Source organism: Afipia carboxidovorans OM5 (assembly GCF_000218565.1).
Taxonomy (GTDB): domain Bacteria; phylum Pseudomonadota; class Alphaproteobacteria; order Rhizobiales; family Xanthobacteraceae; genus Afipia; species Afipia carboxidovorans.
In genome coordinates this window covers 57448-76147 of record NC_015689.1, presented here as the reverse complement: position 1 = coordinate 76147, position 18700 = coordinate 57448, and the positions used below count along the sequence as shown (strand labels likewise).

The window sequence follows — 18700 nt, the reverse complement described above, 5'->3', positions numbered from 1 at the left end:
GCCAGACTTCGGCTCAGAGAATGGCGGCGTCGGCGCGCGCCTCGGTGGCCTGCGTCCGCAGCCATTCGTACCACTCGGCCATGCCCTCGCCGTTGCGCGAAGAGACTTGCAGCACGGCGATGTCCGGATTGACCTTACGCGCGTTAGCGACGGCCTTGGCCACGTCGAAATCGAGGTGCGGTAGAAGGTCGGACTTGCTCAACAGCATCATCCGCGCGGCGCGGAACATGTGCGGATATTTCAACGGCTTGTCCTCGCCTTCTGCAACCGACAGCACGACAACTTTGGCGCGTTCGCCAAGATCGAACAGCGCTGGGCAGACGAGGTTGCCGACATTCTCGATCAGCACTGTCGCGCCGACCGGAGGCTTTAATGCAGCAAGGCCCTGCGCCACCATATCTGCTTCGAGATGGCAACCCATGCCGGTATTCACCTGCACGGCTGCGGCACCCGCAGCGCGAATGCGCTCGCCGTCATTCGCCGTCGCCTGGTCTCCCTCGATTACATAAAGAGTGTTTTCATTCTTCAGATCGGAAATAGTGCGTTCAAGCAGTGTGGTCTTCCCCGCGCCGGGTGAACTGACGATATTGACCGCAAGGATTTCACGGCCCGCCAGCCATGCACGATTGCGTGCCGCCAGCGCATCGTTCTTGGCCAGCACCCGCGCTTCCAGCTCCTCGATTTCCGCGGGCTGCACATGAGAGCCATGGTCATGATGGTGACTGTGGGCGTGATCGTGGCCATGATGATGGCCGTGGCTGTGGCGCGTGCCATCGGCATGCACATGATCGTGTCCGTCATGATCATGATCGTGATCGTGGTGATGGTGGTGGTGATGACCATTATGATCATGGTGGTGGTCGTGGTCATGATGATGGCTGTGATCATGATGATGATCGTGACCATGGTCATGACTATGCCGCGTGCCGTCGGCATGAACGTGCTCGTGCGCATGGTTGTGAACATCCTGCGCGACGATTGTTTCCGTGCCTGTCTGCAAATCAAGCACGGTGGCTTTTGTCTCGCTGCTGCATCCGCAATGCCCGCACATCAGACCATCTCCTGCTTGAACACTTCGCTCATCATTTCCATTTTTCCATGCCAGCGCGCTCAACAGATGCGCGGCAATTGTTCGCCGACCAGCATGTCGACGATACGGCTGCCGCCGAATACTGTTTTCATGACCACGCGGCCGGCCTCGCCATCTCCGATATGGCCGATCAGCGCAGCCTTCTCTCCGAGCGGATGGACGCGCATCGCCGCAAGCGCCGCCGGAATTTCGTCCGGTGGCACCACGATGACAATCTTGCCTTCATTGGCGAGATAGAGCGGATCGAGCCCGAGAATTTCGCAAACGCCACACACTTCCGGCCGCAGCGGCGTCTGATCTTCCGCGATCAGGATCGATACATTCGAAGCCTCCGCCACCTCATTCAAAACGGTCGCAAGACCCCCACGGGTCGCGTCCCGAATAAAACGGGTGCCCGGCGCGGCACAGAGCAGCGCCTCGATCAGGCCATGCAGCGGCGCGCAATCGCTTTGGATGTCCGCATCGAGGGCGAGATCTCCGCGCGCAGCCAGAATCGCCGCACCATGATCGCCGAGCCAGCCATTGACGAGAACCCCGTCACCAGGTTGCGCTCGCGACACGCTGATATCCCGCCCTTTCGGAATGACGCCGATGCCTGTCGTGGTGATAAACAATTTATCGGCAGCACCACGCGGAACAACCTTGGTGTCACCCGTAACGATGCCGACGCCTGCGTCCGTCGCAGTCTTCGCCATCGACAGCGCAAGGCGGCGCAGCATATCGAGCGACACGCCCTCTTCGACAATGACGGCGCATGAGAGATAAAGGGGCTTCGCACCGCCCACCGCGAGGTCGTTCACCGTTCCGCAAACCGCGAGCTTGCCGATGTCGCCGCCTGGAAATTCCAGCGGATCGATCACGAATGAATCGGTCGTGAAAGCGAGACGATCGCCATGCACCGCCAATGCGGCGAGGTCGAACCGCGCCTGATCCTCCAGTGCTGGCGCGGAGGCGCCTGCAAAAGCGGATATAAAGACATCGTCGATCAGATCCTTCATCGCCTTGCCGCCGCCGCCATGGGCGAGCGTCACGGTCGGCACATGAATCTTGCCAAGCTTGCGACGCGGCGGAAGCTGGACGACGTTCATGCCGCACCTGTTTTCTGTCGGGTGATGCCGCCATATTGATAATAAGCGGCGCAGGCTCCCTCGGGGGATACCATCAGCGCGCCAAGCGGTGTCGCAGGCGTGCAGGTGGTTCCGAACACCTTGCATTGCCACGGCTTGAGCACGCCCTTGAGCACCTCGCCGCATTGGCACGATTTGGGATCGGCAATCTTCGCATTGGGAATGTCGAACTTCCGCTCAGCGTCGAAATCGGCGTAAGCATCGCGAATCTTCACGCCGGAATGATCTATCGACCCAAGGCCGCGCCACTCGAAAAATTCACGCAGTTCGTAGACTTTGCCGATCGCCGCCAGCGCGGGATCGTTGCCGTCTTCCGGCACGATGCGCGTATACTGGTTCTCGACTTCCGCGCGGCCGTCCTGAATCTGCTTGAGCAGCATCCAGATCGACTGAAGAATATCCAGCGGCTCGAATCCGGCCACCACGACCGGACGGCTGTAGAAATCCGCGACAAAATCATAAGGCGCCGTTCCGACCACCATGGAAACGTGGCCTGGCCCGAGAAAACCGTCGAGATGCAGGTCCGGACTGTCGAGTACGGCCTTGATCGTCGGCACAATGGTGATGTGATTGCAGAACACCGAAAAGTTTTTGATGTTCTCCGCCTGGGCTTGCAGCAGCGTCAGCGCGGTGGACGGCATCGTGGTCTCGAAGCCAAGCGCGAAAAACACCACCTCATTGTCCGGATTTTTCCGGGCGAGTTGCAGCGCGTCCATCGGCGAATAGACCATGCGCACGTCGGCGCCCTCGGCCTTGGCCTGCAGAAGACTCTTCTTTGAGCCAGGCACGCGCATCGCGTCGCCAAAAGTAGTGAAGATCACGCCGGGATTCTCTGCGATAACCACGCAATCATCCACGCGCCCCATCGGCAATACGCAGACCGGACAACCCGGGCCATGAATCAGTTCGATGGTTTTCGGCAGCATCGTTTCAATGCCGTAACGGAAGATCGAATGGGTGTGCCCACCGCAGACTTCCATGATGTTGATCGGCCGCGTTCGCGTGATCTCGATCTCGTCGGCCAATTTTTCGATTTCACGGATCAGGATCCTCGCCTTCTCCGCATCGCGAAACTCGTGGGCGAATTTCATTGTGCCGCTCCCTTTCCTGCCGCCGAGCCGCGCTCATCGGCAAGAAGCGTGTGAACAAGATCCCAGAGAATGTGATATGCGGCGACGTGGCATTCCTGGATGCGATGGATCGAGGTGGATGGAACGACGAGGCAGTAATCCACCGCGCCACAAGTCTTCATCCGGCCACCATCGCCACCGGTGAGACCCATGGTGACGATGCCCATCTCCTTTGCCTTGACGAAAGCCGCGACCAGATTTTGCGAATTTCCGCTGGTCGAAATCCCGATCAATCCATCGCCCTTGCGTCCCTGCCCGATCAACTGGCGGACAAACACATGGTCGAAGCCAAGATCGTTGCCGACCGCTGAAATCATCGCGAGGTCCGCGACAAGATTCGTCGCAGGCAGCGCCGGGCGCCCAGCCGTCACGGGATGAACGAATTCGACGGCGACGTGACTCGCGTCGCAGCTCGATCCGCCGTTTCCCATGGTGAACAGCCTGCCATTCTGGCGGTAAACACCGGCCAATGCCTTCGCAGCCCCCACCAGCAATTCAGCCTGCTCGCCGAAAAAACGTGCGCTGGTCTCGCGGGAGTCCGCGGATTTCTCTTTTACCGAGTGCAACAGCGCCGCCTGCATCTTCGCCGGGTCCTGAGTGCCTCCGTGCAGGAAAGGATAGAGCCCCTTGAGTTCACTCTGCTTCGACATGGCGTCCTCCTAATGCACAGACAATGTCGTAATCGCTTCGAGTTCGGCTTGCGCTTCACCCAGTTCGATCAGAATTTTCAGCGTTTCGGCCGCCTGCTGTTCATCGATCCTGCTCATGGCGAAGCCGACATGGACCAGCACCCAGTCGCCGACACAGGATTCCACCGGGTGTTCGTCGCTGACGATGCAGGCGATGTTGATCTGACGCTTGACGCCGCTGACATCGACGGTCGCAAGCTTGCTCTCGGCATCGTCGATCCTGACAATCTGACCGGGAATTCCGTGGCACATAATTAATTTCCTTTCCGCCGGTCCGTGCCAGCCTCGATCATCCGCGCAGCCGCGACGACCGCCTGGCCAAGAGCAATGCCGCCGTCATTGGCAGGAACCGCGCTATGAGAGAGCACGCTAAAGCCGCGCTCCTTCAGATTCCGCGCGGTCTCCTCGAACAAAATGAAATTCTGAAAGCAGCCGCCCGACAACGCGACAGTGTCGAATGACGCGGTGCCAGCCTCCCGCCGCGCCAGCATCACCGCCATGTCCGCCAACGCAACCGCCAGCCCCTTATGAAAGCGGGCCGCCATGACCGGAATGCCGACGCCGCCGGCAAGGTCCGCAAGCAGCGAACGCCACATCGGCGCGAGATCGAAGGTCGCGGGCTTTTGCGTTTGCGCGATCAGTCCGAACCGATAGGCAAGCGCCAAAGGCTCATCATGTAACGTCTCGCGACAGACATGGCTCTCAAGCAACGAGGCCGCCTCGCCCTCATAGGCCTGACGCGCAAAGGAGAGGCCAAGCGCGGCCGCCACCGCATCGAACAGACGACCGCATGACGAGGCGACCGGCGCATTCGTACCGCTTCTCATCATTGCGTCGAGCGTTGTGCAGGGCTTCGACGCCAGCCTTTGAATGGCAGGAAGTTCGGGAAATTCAGCGATGCATTCGCGCCAACCGATGGCCGTGACGAGATGCGCATAGAGATTGCGCCACGGCTCGCGCGAGGCGCGCGCCCCGCCCGGCATCGCGACAGACGGAAAGCAGCCAAGGCGCGCGACCGAACCGTAACCGCCAAGCAGGAATTCGCCACCCCAAATCTGGCCATCGTCTCCATAGCCAAGGCCATCAAGCACGATGCCAAGTACCGGCGGCGCTTCGCGCGCGCAACCATTGTCGGCGAGGCAACTTGCGAGATGGGCATGATGATGCTGCACCTCGACCAGAGGCAGAGCGTCGTCGCGGGCATGCTCACGCGCGAGCTTTGTCGAGAGATAATCGGGATGTCTATCGCAGGCGAGCGCATCCGGGCGATGCGCGAACAGGTCGCGATAGAGCGCGAGGTTACGGCGATAGTCGTCATAGGTCGCCGCGTCTTCAAGATTGCCTTGATGCTGAGACAGCACGGCGCGGCCTTCGGTCAACAGGCAGAAGGTCGCCTTCATTTCCGGACCGAAGGCGAGAAGTTCTGGCGCCGCCTCGAAACCGGGAGGCAGCGCCCGCGCGGCCGGGGCATAACCGCGCGCGCGGCGCAAAATCCGGATATCACTCCCCATCACGCGAACAACCGAATCATCCACGCGATTGGCAATGATGCGATCATGCACCAGTGCATAAGGCGCAATGCCGGCAAGCAGGGCCACGGCCTCCGCATCATCGGTCACCTGCGGCATGTCGGAGACATTTCCGCTCGTCATCACCACCGGCCTGTCGAGCGATTGGAATAAGACGACGTGCAGCGGCGTCGAAGGCAGCATGAAGCCCAACATCCGCTGCCCCGGGGCAATCGTCTCCGGCAGCTTCTCCCGCCCTGACGATTCAAGCAGGACGATCGGCGCCTCCCGCGAGAGTAGCACCGCCTCCTCCTGCGCATCGACCGAGCAATAGCGCCGGACCATATCGAGATCGCGCGCCATCAGCGCGAATGGTTTCGCCTCGCGGCGCTTGAGGCCGCGCAACCGCGCCACCGCATCGGGATCGGTCGCATCGCAGGCGAGCTGATAACCACCGAGCGCCTTGATCGCGACGATCTCGCCGCATGCGATCAGCAGCGCGGCGGCGGCGATGTCGTCCACGGCATCAGGGAAACGCGGAACAGCACCGCCATCGAAGCGCACGAGACGCAGCTGCGGACCACAGGCCGGACAGGCAATCGGCTCGGCGTGAAACCGTCGGTCCGCTGGATCGGCATATTCGGCTGCGCAATCATCGCACATCGGAAATGCCGCCATTGTGGTGGCGTCACGATCATAAGGCACGTTGCGCACGATGGTCAGGCGCGGCCCACAATGGGTGCAATTCGTGAACGGATAGCGATAGCGGCGCGCGCGCGGATCGGAAATTTCCGCGGCGCAAGCCGGGCATATCGCGGCATCCGGCGCAATCTCGGTGCGCGGCACACCCGACAAGCTCGGCGCGATCCGGAAACCGGCATCGAGCGCTTCGGCACACGGCGAAATTTCGATGTTCGCAATCTGCGCAAGCGGCGGCGGATTAGTCCGCAATTCGGCGACCAGATGCCCGATCAGCGCACTCTCGCCACGCAACCGGATCAAGACGCCTTCACCGTCGTTGCACACGTCGCCGTCAAGGCCATGGTCCTGCGCCAACCGCCATACCGTGGGACGAAAGCCGACGCCCTGCACACGGCCGCGCACCCGCACCTCGACCGTCTGGACCGCTTCGGCTGGGCGAACGGCCGACCTTTTCATGGCTCGGCCCTCGATGCGCAATCTCTCGCACGAGAGGCAATCGCCACCGCAACCAGAACGCCATGCCGCACGATAGAAATCATTGAGGCAAACTCACTCGGGCGCGATCCTCGCGACATGTCATTTTTTCACAGAATCGGATCGTCGATCGCCGAGCGAGGCCCGCATCCAAATGACCGTAACGCAAACAATCGATCGCCTCCGCAGTGCGATCACGCGGCACGGCGAGCAAGGTCGCGCGGACGCCTTTGCAGGGCCACTTGGTGAAGACATCTGACGGGGGCCGGATCAGCATCGGCACACGCGGCGATCACGGAATCAAATCGATAGACGGAGATGCACCGCATCGACCGCGGAAATAATGGGACACACGCTTCCTCCAAACATGTTGTACCGGGACATCGTTCAGCGGCCCCTTGGGAAGAGCTAAGCAAGTGATGTGCCATCGCCGCCGCGCCAAGCTATTCTGTTTTATTAACAAATACTTACCTCATATCGGGGCAAGCGTTAACATCTGTTTTTCTTTATTCTAATGTAAATCCAAATTCCAATCTGGAAACAAATCTTCCAGTTTCGGCCTCGAATCTTCCGGTTTGCCCCCCCCGTTTTAACCCGATCCCTTTGATGAAGGTGGCGAATGCGGGAAAAAGGACGCTTCAGCGTGATAACGGCCGTCCATCAATGGATAGACCGCTTCCAGCACCAATCGTCCCGGCTTCGCTATCCTTCCGCCGCATCAGCGTTACGTTCGCCCCGACATGTGCGCGAAACCGTAGCCACCCGCATGGTCGCGGCAACGGCGCAAACGCGGCAGCGCATCGGATGGACCCGCGCATGATGCTGCCCAAATCATGATACTGACCAAGTCAAGTCCGCCGCAGAGAAAGCAGACATCGTCCACACGCCGACCCTTTGCACTGTGGTCAACGCCTTCCTATACTTCTGCGATGGGAGAGATTTCGAATACCCTGAACCCGGCCTTCTCGGATGCCGCCTGGATCGACGTGATCCGGCAGATGGACACGACGTATTCGGAGCTGCTCAAATATCAGGTCGAGCTCGAAAAGAAGAACTCCGATCTTGAGGCCATGAGGGCGTTCATCGAATCCGTTCTCGGCTCGATGACCGACATCCTGATCGCCTGCAATCTGCAAAACCAGATCATACAGACCAATGCCGCCCTGGTTCGCCGGACCGGCATTTCAAGCCAGGCGTTGACGCATCTGCCTGTCACCGACCTCTTCGCCGAGGACGATCGCGACAAACTCGCCGCGATGCTGACCGCCGCCGCAACCAAGATGCGCACGCAGCGCCTCGAACTGACACTGCAGACGCAGGACACGCCGGAAATCCTCGACGTCCATGCGGCACCCCGTATCGACTCGCGTGGCCGCGTCGTCGGTATCGTGCTGATCGGACGCCCGATCGGCGAATTGCGCCGCGCCTATGTCGAGCTCAACAGCGCACACGAGAAACTTATTCACGCCCAGGAACAACTCGTGCATTCGGAGAAGATGGCTTCGCTGGGCCGTCTCGTGTCCGGCGTCGCGCATGAGATCAACAATCCGATCAGTTTTGTCTACGGTAACGCGCATGCCCTCGAGCGCTATGTCGGACGCCTCGAAACCTATTTCCAGCAAGTGCAGGCCGGTGCGCCGCGCACCGAATTGATCCGTCTGCGCGACGAGTTGAAAATCGACAAGGCCGTCGGCAATCTGCGCGAAGCGATCGCAGGTGCACTCGAAGGCGCCGAGCGCGCGCGCGACATCGTGGAATCACTGCGCCGTTTTTCCGCACACGGTCACGGCGAGGCGCAGCCTTTTGATCTTGTCGGCATCACCCGCACCGCCCTTGCCTGGGTCATCAAGGGACATGAGCCGCGCCTGCGTGCGATCATCTCCGCGCCCGAACGCATGATCGTGGAAGGACGCAGCGGTCACATCCAGCAGGTTCTGATGAACATCATCCAGAATGCCTGCGACAGCATGGAGGAACGCAAGGAAGGGGCGATCGACATCGGCCTCACCGAAGAGGCCGGTTATGCAGTTCTGAGAATCGGCGACCAGGGACTGGGCATGTCACCGGAAGCCATGCTGCGAATGTTCGATCCCTTCTTCACCACCAAGCCGGTCGGCAAGGGCATTGGCCTTGGTTTGTCCATTAGCTATAAAATCATCCAGCAGCATGGCGGCTCCTTGATGCCGATGAACAAACCGGATGGCGGTGCGATGTTCGAGATACGGCTGCCGCTGCGTTGGTGCGGCACAAGCGAGGCGACCCCATGAAACGCCCCACCCGCACCGTGCTCTGGCTTCAGTCCGGCGGATGCGGCGGCTGTACCATGTCGATGATGTGCGCGGAAAATCCCGGATTGTTCGCGACGCTGGAAAATTTCGGGCTCGATTTTCTTTGGCATCCCTCGCTCAGCGAAGAAAGCGGCACGGAAGTTGTCGATATTCTGAACGACATTATTACGGGCAAACGCACGCTCGACATTCTCTGCTTCGAAGGCTCGGTGTTGCGCGGCCCGAACGGAACCGGCAAGTTTCACATTCTGGCAGGCACCGACCGGCCGATGCTGGACTGGCTGCGCCTGATCGCGCCGCTGGCGAACTACGTCGTCGCCGTGGGGACCTGCGCAACCTATGGCGGCATCACCGCCGCAGGCAATAACCCCACCGACGCGACCGGCCTGCAATATGACGGGCGCAATGAAGGCGGCGCGCTCGGAGCCGCCTTTCGCAGCCGTAGCGGCCTGCCCGTCGTCAATATCGCCGGATGCCCGACCCATCCCAACTGGGTCAGCGAGACGCTCATGCTGCTGTCGGAAGACGCGCTCGCGCTGTCCGATCTCGATACGTTGCGGCGGCCTCGCTTTTACGCCGACCACCTCGTGCACCATGGCTGCTCGCGCAACGAATATTATGAATACAAGGCCAGCGCCGAATCGTTGTCCGAGATCGGCTGCATGATGGAAAATCTGGGATGCGTCGGCACGCAGGCGCACGGTGATTGCAACACGCGCGCCTGGAACGGCGAAGGCTCCTGCACGCGCGGCGGCTATCCCTGCATCAACTGCACCGCGCCCGAGTTCGAAGAGCCGGGCCGCATGTTTACCGAAACACCCAAGGTCGGCGGGATTCCGGTCGGCCTGCCCACCGACATGCCGAAAGCATGGTTCATCGCGCTCGCATCATTGTCGAAAGCCGCGACACCCGCGCGCCTGCGTCAGAACGCGACAGCAGATCACATCATCGCGCCGCCAGCCGACCGCAACACGAACCTCAAATGAACGAGGAAACGCGACGGATCATTGCAGGCCCCTTCAATCGCGTCGAAGGCGATCTTGAAATCCGGCTCGACATCAATGGCTCGGCCGTTCGCGCGGCCTATGTCAACTCGCCGCTATTCCGCGGCTTTGAACAAATTCTCGAGGGGAAAGATCCGCGCGACGCCTTGACCATCGTTCCGCGCATCTGCGGCATCTGCTCGGTCTCGCAGTCGATGGCGGCGGCGCACGCGCTGGCGGCTGCCGAAGGCATCGCGCCGCCGCCCAACGGCGAACGCATCGCCGCGATCATTCATGCGGCGGAGAACATCGCCGATCATCTCACTCACTTTCATATCTTCTTCATGGCTGATTTCGCCCGCGCGATTTATGCTGGCGAGTCCTGGTACGGCATGGCCAGCGAGCAGTTTCGCGCCAAGAACGGATCATCCGTTCAGGACGCGATGAATGCCCGCGCCAGCCTCCTGCACATCATGGGGCTGCTTGCGGGAAAATGGCCGCACACGCTCTCGGTCCAGCCCGGCGGCGCCACAAAGGCGCCCGACCAGCGCGACCGCGTCCGGCTGCTCGCCATCATCCGTCAGTTTAAAGACTGGATCGAGAAAAGCATCTTCGCCGCGCCGGTCGAACGCATCCTCGCGATCGACAGCCTCGAATCGCTTCGCGCCTATCATGCCGAAGCACCGCAGCATGGCAGCCTGCGTCTGTTCCTGACGATCTGCGACACGCTCGAACTCGGATCGATGGGCCTCGGCCCGAAACGCTTCATGAGTTACGGCGCCTATCCGATGGACGGGCGGCATCTGCTGCCACCGGGCATCTGGCTGAACGGCAAGATCATGCCGGTCGATACCGGTCTGATCGCAGAAGATCTGACAAGCGCGTGGATGAACGGCGAGACCGCACATCCGTTCGAGGGCCGGACCTTGCCGGACGAAACCATGGCGAACGGTTATAGCTGGTGCAAGGCACCGCGCATGGCGGGACAGACCGTGGAAGTCGGCGCTTTCGCGCGCATGCTGATTGCGGATCATCCCCTTGCGCAAGGCTTGCTGCAAGACGGCGCGGCGAACGTCCGCGCGCGAGTCGTCGGGCGCTTGTTCGAGATCGCATCGACCGTGCTGGCGATGGAGCAATGGGCCGCCGATATCGTGCCGGGCGAACCGGCCATGGTTCACGGCCGCATCCCGCAGTCGGCGAAGGTCGAGGGTCTGACCGAAGCGGCGCGCGGTTCGCTCGGACACTGGCTGGTCGTGGAGAAAGGGCGGATCGCGTCCTATCAGATCATCGCCCCGACAACCTGGAATTTCTCGCCGCGCGATCAGGCCGGCACGCCCGGCCCCGTCGAACAGGCGCTGCGCGGTGCACCAGTGCGGCACGGCGAAGAAACCCCGGTGTCGGTGCAGCACATCGTGCGCTCCTTCGACCCCTGCATGGTGTGCACCGTGCACTAGGCCGCCAACACGCGACCTTTTCACTTCTCTGGAAACTGGCAAGCAGACTTCCAGGCCGGATTTCGGTCTGGAAGTCGCATGACGCCGCTCAACATCCGCAATTTCAATCAATACGTTGATCTTAAAGCGATAAACCGCTTGGCAAGACACTTGCTTCTCTGCCCTTGCGGATTGCGGGAGGCAATCCGCGGTTTTCGCGGAGAAACATAAATGACACCCACCGAAACATTCTATGAGGTCATGCGGCGACAAGGCGTCACTCGCCGCTCGTTCCTCAAATTCTGTTCACTCACGGCGACGGCGCTCGGCCTCGGCCCGGCCTATACCTCAGAGATCGCGCACGCGATGGAAACCAAGCCGCGCACCCCGGTACTGTGGCTGCACGGCCTGGAATGCACCTGCTGCTCGGAGTCCTTTATCCGCTCCGCGCATCCGCTGGTGAAGGACGTCGTGCTGTCGATGATTTCGCTCGACTATGACGACACGCTGATGGCCGCCGCCGGACACCAGGCGGAAGCGGCACTCGCCGACACAATCGAACGCTACAAGGGCAATTACATCCTCGCCGTTGAAGGCAATCCGCCGCTCAACGAAGACGGCATGTTCTGCATCATCGGCGGCAAGCCGTTCGTCGATCAGCTTCGTTACGCCGCCAAGCACGCCAAGGCGATCATCTCGTGGGGCTCTTGCGCCAGCCATGGCTGCGTGCAGGCGGCGCGGCCGAATCCGACCCGCGCGACACCTGTGCATCAGGTCATCACCGACAAGCCGATCATCAAGGTGCCGGGCTGTCCGCCGATCGCCGAAGTCATGACCGGCGTCATCACTTACATGCTGACATTCGGCAAGCTGCCCGAACTCGATCGCACCGGTCGGCCGAAAATGTTCTACTCGCAGCGCATCCACGACAAATGCTACCGCCGTCCGCATTTCGACGCCGGCCAATTCGTCGAATCGTTCGACGACGAGGGCGCGCGCCGCGGCTACTGCCTCTACAAGGTCGGCTGCAAGGGCCCGACCACCTACAATGCATGTTCGACCATTCGCTGGAACGAAGGCACCAGCTTCCCGATCCAGGCAGGCCATGGCTGCATCGGCTGCTCCGAGGAAGGCTTCTGGGACAAGGGCTCCTGGTATGCCCGCCTGCAGGACATCCATCAGTTCGGCATTGAAGCCAACGCCGACCAGATCGGCGGCACCGTCGCGGTTGGCGCCGCCGGAGCTGTTGCGGCTCACGCGGCTGTCAGCGCGCTGAAACGCGCCCAGACCAAACGCCAGACCACCACGACGACCACCCCGAAGGAGCATGTCTGATGTCCGTGATCCAAACGCCGAACGGCTACAAACTCGACAATAGCGGCCGCCGCGTCGTCGTCGATCCCGTCACCCGCATCGAAGGACACATGCGTTGCGAGGTGAACGTCGATTCCAACAACGTGATCCGCAACGCTGTCTCGACCGGCACGATGTGGCGCGGCCTTGAGGTCATCCTCAAGGGCCGCGATCCGCGCGACGCATGGGCGTTCGTCGAACGCATCTGCGGCGTCTGCACCGGCTGCCACGCACTCGCCTCGGTGCGCGCGGTGGAGAACGCGCTCGACATCCGCATTCCCCCGAACGCGCATCTGATTCGCGAGATCATGGCCAAGGTGCTGCAGTGGCACGATCACGTCGTGCACTTCTATCACCTGCATGCCCTCGACTGGGTCAATCCGGTCAACGCGCTGAAGGCCGATCCGAAGGCCACCTCCGAGTTGCAGCAGCTTGTCGGCCCCAATCATCCGATGTCCTCGCCGGGCTATTTCCGCGACATCCAGAACCGCCTGAAGCGTTTCGTCGAATCCGGCGAGCTCGGCATTTTCAAGAACGGCTATTGGGACAACCCTGCCTATAAGCTCTCGCCGGAAGCCGATCTGATGGCGACGGCGCACTATCTCGAGGCGCTCGATATCCAGAAAGAGATCGTCAAGATCCACACCATCTTCGGCGGCAAGAACCCGCATCCGAATTTCATGGTGGGCGGCGTTCCGTGCGCCATCAACATGGATGGCGACCTCGCGGCAGGCGCGCCGCTCAACATGGAGCGGCTCAACTTCGTGCGCGCGCGTATCGAGGAAGCCTACGAATTTTCCAAGAACGTCTACATCCCGGACGTCATCGCCATCGCCACCTTCTATAAAGGCTGGCTCTATGGCGGCGGCCTGTCGGCGACCAACGTGATGGATTACGGCGACTACGCCAAGGTGAATTACGACAAATCGACCGATCAGCTCAAAGGCGGCGCCATTCTCAACGGCAACTGGAATGAGGTATTCCCGGTCGATGCTGCCGATCCCGAGCAGATCCAGGAATTCGTCGCGCACTCCTGGTACAAATATCCCGACGAAGCCAAGGGCCTGCATCCATGGGATGGCGTGACCGAGCATAATTACGCGCTCGGCCCCAACACCAAGGGCACCCGCACCGACATCAAGCAGCTCGACGAAGCCGCGAAATATTCGTGGATCAAGTCGCCGCGCTGGCGCGGTCACGCCGTCGAGGTCGGCCCGCTGTCGCGCTACATCCTCAACTACGCACAAGGCAACCAGTACGTCATCGAGCAGGTGGACTCTTCGCTCGCGGCATTCAACAAGCTGGCGGGGACCAACCTGACGCCGAAGCAGGCCTTGCCTTCGACCATCGGCCGCACCCTGGCCCGTGCGCTCGAAGCCCATTACTGCGCGGCGATGATGCTGGACGACTGGAAGGAACTGATCGGCAACATCAAGGCCGGCGATTCCTCCACCGCCAATGTCGAGAAATGGGACCCATCGACCTGGCCGAAGGAAGCCAAGGGTTACGGCCTCGTCGCTGCACCGCGCGGCGCCAACGGCCACTGGATCAGGATCAAGGACGGCAAGATCGCAAACTACCAGTGCATCGTGCCGACCACCTGGAACGGTTCACCTCGCGATCCGGCCGGTAACATCGGTGCGTTCGAAGCATCGCTGATGAACACGCCGATGGAGCGCCCCGAGGAGCCGGTCGAAATCTTGCGCACGCTGCATTCGTTCGATCCATGCCTCGCCTGTTCGACTCACGTCATGAGCGAGGACGGCGAGAATCTCGCGAAAGTCACCGTGAGATAGGGAGGCGATCATGAGCGACATCACCAATATGAGACATGAAGGTGTGTTGGAGACGGAAAGCCACGAACTCGTCGGCGGTTCGCGGCAAACCTCGGTCTATGTTTACGAGGCCCCCGTTCGGCTATGGCACTGGATCAACGCCATCGCCATTCTGGTGCTCGCACTGACCGGCTTCTTCATCGGCAGACCCCTGCCGACGATGCCGGGCGAGGCGAGCGCCAACTTCCTGATGGGCTATATCCGGTTCACCCACTTCACGGCCGGATATATCCTGGCGATCGGCTTCCTGTTCCGCTTCTACTGGTCGCTGGTCGGCAACCATCATGCGAAGCAGCTCTTCCGGTTGCCGCTCACGAGCCGCCACTGGTGGAGCGAGATCTGGTTCGAACTGCGCTGGTATCTCTTCATCGAGAAACGGCCGAAGAAGTATGCGGGCCATAACCCACTCGCGCAGATCGCAATGTTCCTGTTCATCACGATCGGCACGATGTTCATGATCCTCACGGGCTTCGCGCTTTATGCGGAAGGCTCACAGCGGGGAAGCTGGCAGGACACCCTGTTCGGCTGGGTGATCCCGCTGGTCGGTCAGAGCTTCGACGTTCACACGCTGCATCGTCTCGGCATGTGGTGGATTCTGACTTTCGTCATCATCCACATCTACGTCGCCATCCGCGAAGACATCATGTCCCGCCAGAGCATCGTTTCGACCATGATCTCGGGTCACCGGACCTTCAAGGACGACGATCCGTCCTGATCCTGAAAAGCTTCTCTCCTAACTCAGGCAGCCTTAATGGCTGCCTTTTTTTATGTCGCGGGCATGGAAAGAATCCATCCACTTCGCCCGGTTTCTGAGAGAAGTATTTCCATTGCAGAGTCGCGAGCCTGCCTTTCCCCTTCTAACTATATGAAAATACGTACATTTCATATTTGACGGCCGCTGGCACGATTCTTGTTTTTAATCATTCAAAGAACCGGTGCTGACACCGGCGGGAGGAACGCGTGAGTGAAGAGTCTTCGATTCTGATTCTCGGAATCGGCAATGTTTTGTGGGCCGACGAGGGATTCGGGGTGCGCGCCGTCGAGCGTCTGCACCAGCAATATGCTTTTCCTGACACCGTCACCGTGATGGACGGGGGCACGCAGGGCATTTTCCTGCTGCCGCATGTTCAGGCTTGCTCGACCCTTATCATTCTCGATGCCGTGGATTACGGGCTGCCGCCCGGCACCCTGAAACTCGTCGAGGACGACAGCGTCCCGGCTTTCATGGGAGCAAAGAAAGTCTCTCTCCACCAAGCCGGTTTTCAGGAAGTTCTGATCACCGCCAAGATGCTCGGCTGGACGCCGCGCCGCATCCTGCTGGTCGGCCTTCAGCCGGAAATGATCGAGGACTATGGCGGGTCGCTCCGCCCGTTGATCGTGTCCCGCATCGACGATGCGATTGCCGCCGTGCTCGCCGAATTGCAGCGGCTGAACGTGCCGGTGCAGCGCCGCGACAGTGCCGCCGAGGAACTCGGTCCGGGCGCACTGGAGCAGCGTCTTTACGAAAGCGGCCGCCCCAGCGAAAACGCCGCGTGCCGCACAGGCGACGAACGTTTCCTCTCGGACTGGAGCGCCTGACATGTGCATCGGCGTTCCCATGAAAGTCCTGTCCGCCGGTGAGTTCACGGCGAGATGCCTCGATGAAGCATCGGACATGCCGCAAAGCGTGGACATCCGGCTGGTCGGTTCGGTTACTCCCGGCCAATGGCTGCTGGTATTCCTCGGCACCGCGCGCCGCATTCTCGACGACGACGAAGCCGCGCTGATCCGCAGCGCCTTACGCAGTCTGACCGCTGTCGCGGATGGCGATGACATCGCCGGACTGTTTCCGGACCTCGACAACCGCGAGCCGGTGCTTCCGCCCCATCTGGAACAGATCCGTCGCGGCAACACCGTGCATTAGGAGATTTACGATGTCGAAAGCCATCAAAAGACTGACAAACGACCTCGGCTACCCCCTGCTCGATGCTGCGAGCTACGACGATTTTGCCTCCGCGAAAGGAGAGCGGGTGGTTTTTCTCACTGGCGATCCGGTGAAGAATCTCGAAACCGACGATGTGGCCGCGATCCTGCCCGAGCTCGTGCAGGCGTTTCAGTACCGCTTCAAGCCCGCGGTGGTGGATCGCGCGATCGAGCAGTCGCTCCGCGAACGTTACGACGTCTGGCCGACCCCGTCGCTGTTGTTCCTGCGTGACGGCGCGCTGATCGGCGCGGTGCCGAAAGTTCGCGAATGGCCGGACTACCTTAGCGAGATCAAATCGATTCTGGACCGCCCGCAACCCGCGACAGCGCAGTAACAGCAAGGATAGTCATGGCTTACAGTTTCACGACGCCCCCGACGGGATTCGGGCCAGGTAGCCAGCCTTCCGAGGAAGACGGCACCGATCTCAGCTATCTGGCGATGCCGTCCGGCATGCGGACCTTCGAGCCGCATTACCCGATGGTTGATGATCCCGAGAAAGTGCGGCCCGCGGTAGACGCATTGCGAACGCTCGCCGCTGCTGCCGCGAGCTGGACACCTGAGCGCGGCAACATCCGTTTCGACATTCCCCCGCTCGATGCGCAGAACACCAAGGTGTTCGCCGACGCGCTGGGCGAGGGTGAGGTCGCATTGCGCATCGACGCAAACCCGCGCATCGAATCCCAGGAATCCGTCTTTGCCGGCGTCTGGCGCATCCGCACGCTCGGCGCGAATGCACAAGAGCATATCGAGATCGGAGCGGTGCCCGGGGCGGCTCTTGCCGCCAACACCACTCCGCCCTCACCACCGATGCCGGTGCCTGGCGTCGTGAACGGACCGTTTCTGCTCGCCGAGATCACCGAAGCGCTCGACAAGCGGCGGCGAGGCGATCCGCCGCACGTGGTGAATCTCACCTTGATGCCGCACACCCCTGAGGATCTCGATTATCTCGCGGCGGCGCTCGGTCCGGGGCAAGTGACGTTCCTCTCGCGCGGTTACGGCAATTGTCGCATCGAAAGCACCGGCCATCCCGGTGTCTGGCGAGTTCGCTACTACAATTCGCAGGACGCGTTGATCCTCGACACCATCGAGGTTTCCGACATCCCGGAAGTGGCGTGCGCCGCCCCGGAGGACATTCGCGATTCCGCAACGCGGATCGCCGAAGTCGCGGAGGCTATCGCATGACCTCCGCGCGATTTGAAGGCTCGTTTCTCGGCGACACGAAGAAGATCGGCGACGACGCGATCCTCGAATGCAAGATCTGCTGGTACAGCTACGATCCGGCGGTCGGCGACGATATACGCCAGATTCCACCCGGCACACCCTTCTCGGCGCTGCCCGGCGACTGGCGATGCCCGCACTGCGATGGCGCCCGCGATCAGTTCATGGTGATCGATTCCGATCCCCCCTCGCCCGCATCGGAATCCCCTCTCGCGCGCGACCTCGTGGAAAAACCCAAACAACTGACCGAATCCTTCCGTCAGGTCTTCAACACAAAAATGCGCGATACACCGTTCAGCAACAATTCGCTGAACGTCGAGGCTATCGGCTTCAGGATCTGGGAAAACCGGATCGTCGGCATTCTGATGATGCCGTGGTGCATGAATATCGTGGTGCTGCCCGCCACCGACGAGGACTGGTCGCAACTGCGCATTGGAACGAAGCGAAACTTCGCGTTCCCATCCGGCTGCTATGAATTCATCTTCAATAACCGCCCGCCGGCGGGCGGTTATTTCGCCTGCTCGCTGTTTTCCTCGATGGCGGAATTCGCCAGCCAGCTCCAGGCCACCGACGTTGCCCGTGCGGCGATCGCAGGATTGTTCGACGAGGGCAACCTTGACGAAGACACCGACCGCACCGCCGACATCAGCGCGATGCGGCAGGCCGAACTTGCAAGCGCGGCGGAGCGTGAGGCTGCACGGGCCGCCTCTTCAGACGAGACGGCAACCGCTCACATCCCCGCGAATCCGAGCCGCCGCGCGTTGATCAGTGCAGGCCTTGCAGATTCACCCAAGGATCCCGTCATCCCGTGACACAGGTCCTGACGATAGGCATCCAGCAGATTCGCGGCGAAACAAGATTCTCCGTTTCCGTTCGCGGCACTCTGTTTCCGACGCACTTGCTCGTC

Annotated in this window: 17 protein-coding genes; 11 read left to right on the top strand and 6 right to left on the bottom strand. The window is 61.0% G+C overall.

Annotated features, from left to right (window positions below; genetic code table 11):
* Positions 1-13: 13 nt before the first annotated feature.
* Genes hypB through hypF form a run of 6 tightly spaced genes read right to left on the bottom strand, consistent with a single transcriptional unit; the run spans position 14 to position 6702 of the window.
* Entirely contained in the window at positions 14-1051 is a 1038-nt protein-coding gene (hypB, locus tag OCA5_RS17435; RefSeq protein WP_013913771.1) for a hydrogenase nickel incorporation protein HypB, read from the bottom strand.
* 59 nt (positions 1052-1110) lie between these two features.
* Positions 1111-2178: a hydrogenase expression/formation protein HypE gene (gene hypE, locus OCA5_RS17430; protein ID WP_013913770.1), complete on the bottom strand. Its 1068-nt coding sequence runs from the start codon at positions 2176-2178 to the stop codon at positions 1111-1113.
* Positions 2175-3308, bottom strand: a complete 1134-nt coding sequence (gene hypD / locus OCA5_RS17425) for a hydrogenase formation protein HypD (RefSeq protein WP_013913769.1) — start codon at positions 3306-3308, stop codon at positions 2175-2177. The genes hypE and hypD overlap by 4 nt, the downstream gene beginning before the upstream one ends.
* Positions 3305-3997 carry a D-sedoheptulose-7-phosphate isomerase gene (locus tag OCA5_RS17420; RefSeq protein WP_013913768.1) on the bottom strand — a complete coding sequence of 231 codons (693 nt, stop codon included), beginning with the start codon at positions 3995-3997 and terminating at the stop codon, positions 3305-3307. The genes hypD and OCA5_RS17420 overlap by 4 nt, the downstream gene beginning before the upstream one ends.
* A 9-nt stretch (positions 3998-4006) precedes the next feature.
* On the bottom strand, positions 4007-4288 hold the full coding sequence (locus tag OCA5_RS17415) for a HypC/HybG/HupF family hydrogenase formation chaperone (protein ID WP_013913767.1): 282 nt from the start codon (positions 4286-4288) through the stop codon (positions 4007-4009).
* A gap of 2 nt (positions 4289-4290) precedes the next feature.
* Positions 4291-6702 (bottom strand): carbamoyltransferase HypF, encoded by a 2412-nt coding sequence (gene hypF, locus OCA5_RS17410; RefSeq protein ID WP_013913766.1) that lies wholly within the window; start codon positions 6700-6702, stop codon positions 4291-4293.
* Positions 6703-7649: 947 nt separating this feature from the next.
* Between hypF and OCA5_RS17405 the strand changes: the two genes are divergently transcribed.
* The 11 genes from OCA5_RS17405 (at position 7650) to hybE (ending at position 18605) form a co-directional block, all read left to right on the top strand.
* The gene (locus tag OCA5_RS17405; protein ID WP_013913765.1) at positions 7650-8987 is read left to right on the top strand and encodes a sensor histidine kinase; all 1338 of its coding nucleotides are present in this window, start codon (positions 7650-7652) and stop codon (positions 8985-8987) included.
* Positions 8984-9994, top strand: coding sequence for an NADH-quinone oxidoreductase subunit B family protein (locus OCA5_RS17400; RefSeq protein ID WP_013913764.1), 1011 nt, complete (start codon positions 8984-8986; stop codon positions 9992-9994). The genes OCA5_RS17405 and OCA5_RS17400 overlap by 4 nt, the downstream gene beginning before the upstream one ends.
* Positions 9991-11445, top strand: coding sequence for a nickel-dependent hydrogenase large subunit (locus OCA5_RS17395; RefSeq protein ID WP_013913763.1), 1455 nt, complete (start codon positions 9991-9993; stop codon positions 11443-11445). Before OCA5_RS17400 ends, OCA5_RS17395 begins: the two co-directional genes overlap by 4 nt.
* A gap of 210 nt (positions 11446-11655) precedes the next feature.
* Positions 11656-12759 (top strand): hydrogenase small subunit, encoded by a 1104-nt coding sequence (locus tag OCA5_RS17390; protein WP_013913762.1) that lies wholly within the window; start codon positions 11656-11658, stop codon positions 12757-12759.
* Positions 12759-14573: a nickel-dependent hydrogenase large subunit gene (locus tag OCA5_RS17385; protein WP_013913761.1), complete on the top strand. Its 1815-nt coding sequence runs from the start codon at positions 12759-12761 to the stop codon at positions 14571-14573. Before OCA5_RS17390 ends, OCA5_RS17385 begins: the two co-directional genes overlap by 1 nt.
* Before the next feature lie 10 nt (positions 14574-14583).
* The gene (gene cybH, locus OCA5_RS17380) at positions 14584-15327 is read left to right on the top strand and encodes a Ni/Fe-hydrogenase, b-type cytochrome subunit (protein ID WP_013913760.1); all 744 of its coding nucleotides are present in this window, start codon (positions 14584-14586) and stop codon (positions 15325-15327) included.
* A 245-nt stretch (positions 15328-15572) separates the two neighbouring features.
* Positions 15573-16190, top strand: coding sequence for a HyaD/HybD family hydrogenase maturation endopeptidase (locus OCA5_RS17375; protein ID WP_013913759.1), 618 nt, complete (start codon positions 15573-15575; stop codon positions 16188-16190).
* Position 16191: 1 nt separating this feature from the next.
* Positions 16192-16515 carry a HypC/HybG/HupF family hydrogenase formation chaperone gene (locus tag OCA5_RS17370; protein ID WP_013913758.1) on the top strand — a complete coding sequence of 108 codons (324 nt, stop codon included), beginning with the start codon at positions 16192-16194 and terminating at the stop codon, positions 16513-16515.
* 10 nt (positions 16516-16525) lie between these two features.
* Complete coding sequence (locus OCA5_RS17365) at positions 16526-16909, top strand: thioredoxin domain-containing protein (protein WP_013913757.1); 384 nt, start codon at positions 16526-16528, stop codon at positions 16907-16909.
* Between the two features lie 14 nt (positions 16910-16923).
* The gene (locus OCA5_RS17360; protein WP_013913756.1) at positions 16924-17757 is read left to right on the top strand and encodes a hydrogenase expression/formation protein; all 834 of its coding nucleotides are present in this window, start codon (positions 16924-16926) and stop codon (positions 17755-17757) included.
* The gene (gene hybE / locus OCA5_RS17355; protein WP_013913755.1) at positions 17754-18605 is read left to right on the top strand and encodes a [NiFe]-hydrogenase assembly chaperone HybE; all 852 of its coding nucleotides are present in this window, start codon (positions 17754-17756) and stop codon (positions 18603-18605) included. Before OCA5_RS17360 ends, hybE begins: the two co-directional genes overlap by 4 nt.
* Positions 18606-18700 lie beyond the last annotated feature (95 nt).

Bases quoted from the DNA above. Each gene is read 5' to 3' on its own strand.
- OCA5_RS17370 (WP_013913758.1), top strand. From the start codon at position 16,192: ATGTGCATCGGCGTTCCCATGAAAGTCCTGTCCGCCGGTGAGTTCACG.
- hypB (WP_013913771.1), bottom strand. From the start codon at position 1,051: ATGTGCGGGCATTGCGGATGCAGCAGCGAGACAAAAGCCACCGTGCTT.
- hybE (WP_013913755.1), top strand. From the start codon at position 17,754: ATGACCTCCGCGCGATTTGAAGGCTCGTTTCTCGGCGACACGAAGAAG.
- cybH (WP_013913760.1), top strand. From the start codon at position 14,584: ATGAGCGACATCACCAATATGAGACATGAAGGTGTGTTGGAGACGGAA.
- OCA5_RS17395 (WP_013913763.1), top strand. From the start codon at position 9,991: ATGAACGAGGAAACGCGACGGATCATTGCAGGCCCCTTCAATCGCGTC.
- OCA5_RS17360 (WP_013913756.1), top strand. From the start codon at position 16,924: ATGGCTTACAGTTTCACGACGCCCCCGACGGGATTCGGGCCAGGTAGC.
- OCA5_RS17420 (WP_013913768.1), bottom strand. From the start codon at position 3,997: ATGTCGAAGCAGAGTGAACTCAAGGGGCTCTATCCTTTCCTGCACGGA.
- OCA5_RS17390 (WP_013913762.1), top strand. From the start codon at position 11,656: ATGACACCCACCGAAACATTCTATGAGGTCATGCGGCGACAAGGCGTC.
- hypD (WP_013913769.1), bottom strand. From the start codon at position 3,308: ATGAAATTCGCCCACGAGTTTCGCGATGCGGAGAAGGCGAGGATCCTG.
- OCA5_RS17405 (WP_013913765.1), top strand. From the start codon at position 7,650: ATGGGAGAGATTTCGAATACCCTGAACCCGGCCTTCTCGGATGCCGCC.
- hypF (WP_013913766.1), bottom strand. From the start codon at position 6,702: ATGAAAAGGTCGGCCGTTCGCCCAGCCGAAGCGGTCCAGACGGTCGAG.
- OCA5_RS17415 (WP_013913767.1), bottom strand. From the start codon at position 4,288: ATGTGCCACGGAATTCCCGGTCAGATTGTCAGGATCGACGATGCCGAG.
- OCA5_RS17365 (WP_013913757.1), top strand. From the start codon at position 16,526: ATGTCGAAAGCCATCAAAAGACTGACAAACGACCTCGGCTACCCCCTG.
- hypE (WP_013913770.1), bottom strand. From the start codon at position 2,178: ATGAACGTCGTCCAGCTTCCGCCGCGTCGCAAGCTTGGCAAGATTCAT.
- OCA5_RS17385 (WP_013913761.1), top strand. From the start codon at position 12,759: ATGTCCGTGATCCAAACGCCGAACGGCTACAAACTCGACAATAGCGGC.
- OCA5_RS17400 (WP_013913764.1), top strand. From the start codon at position 8,984: ATGAAACGCCCCACCCGCACCGTGCTCTGGCTTCAGTCCGGCGGATGC.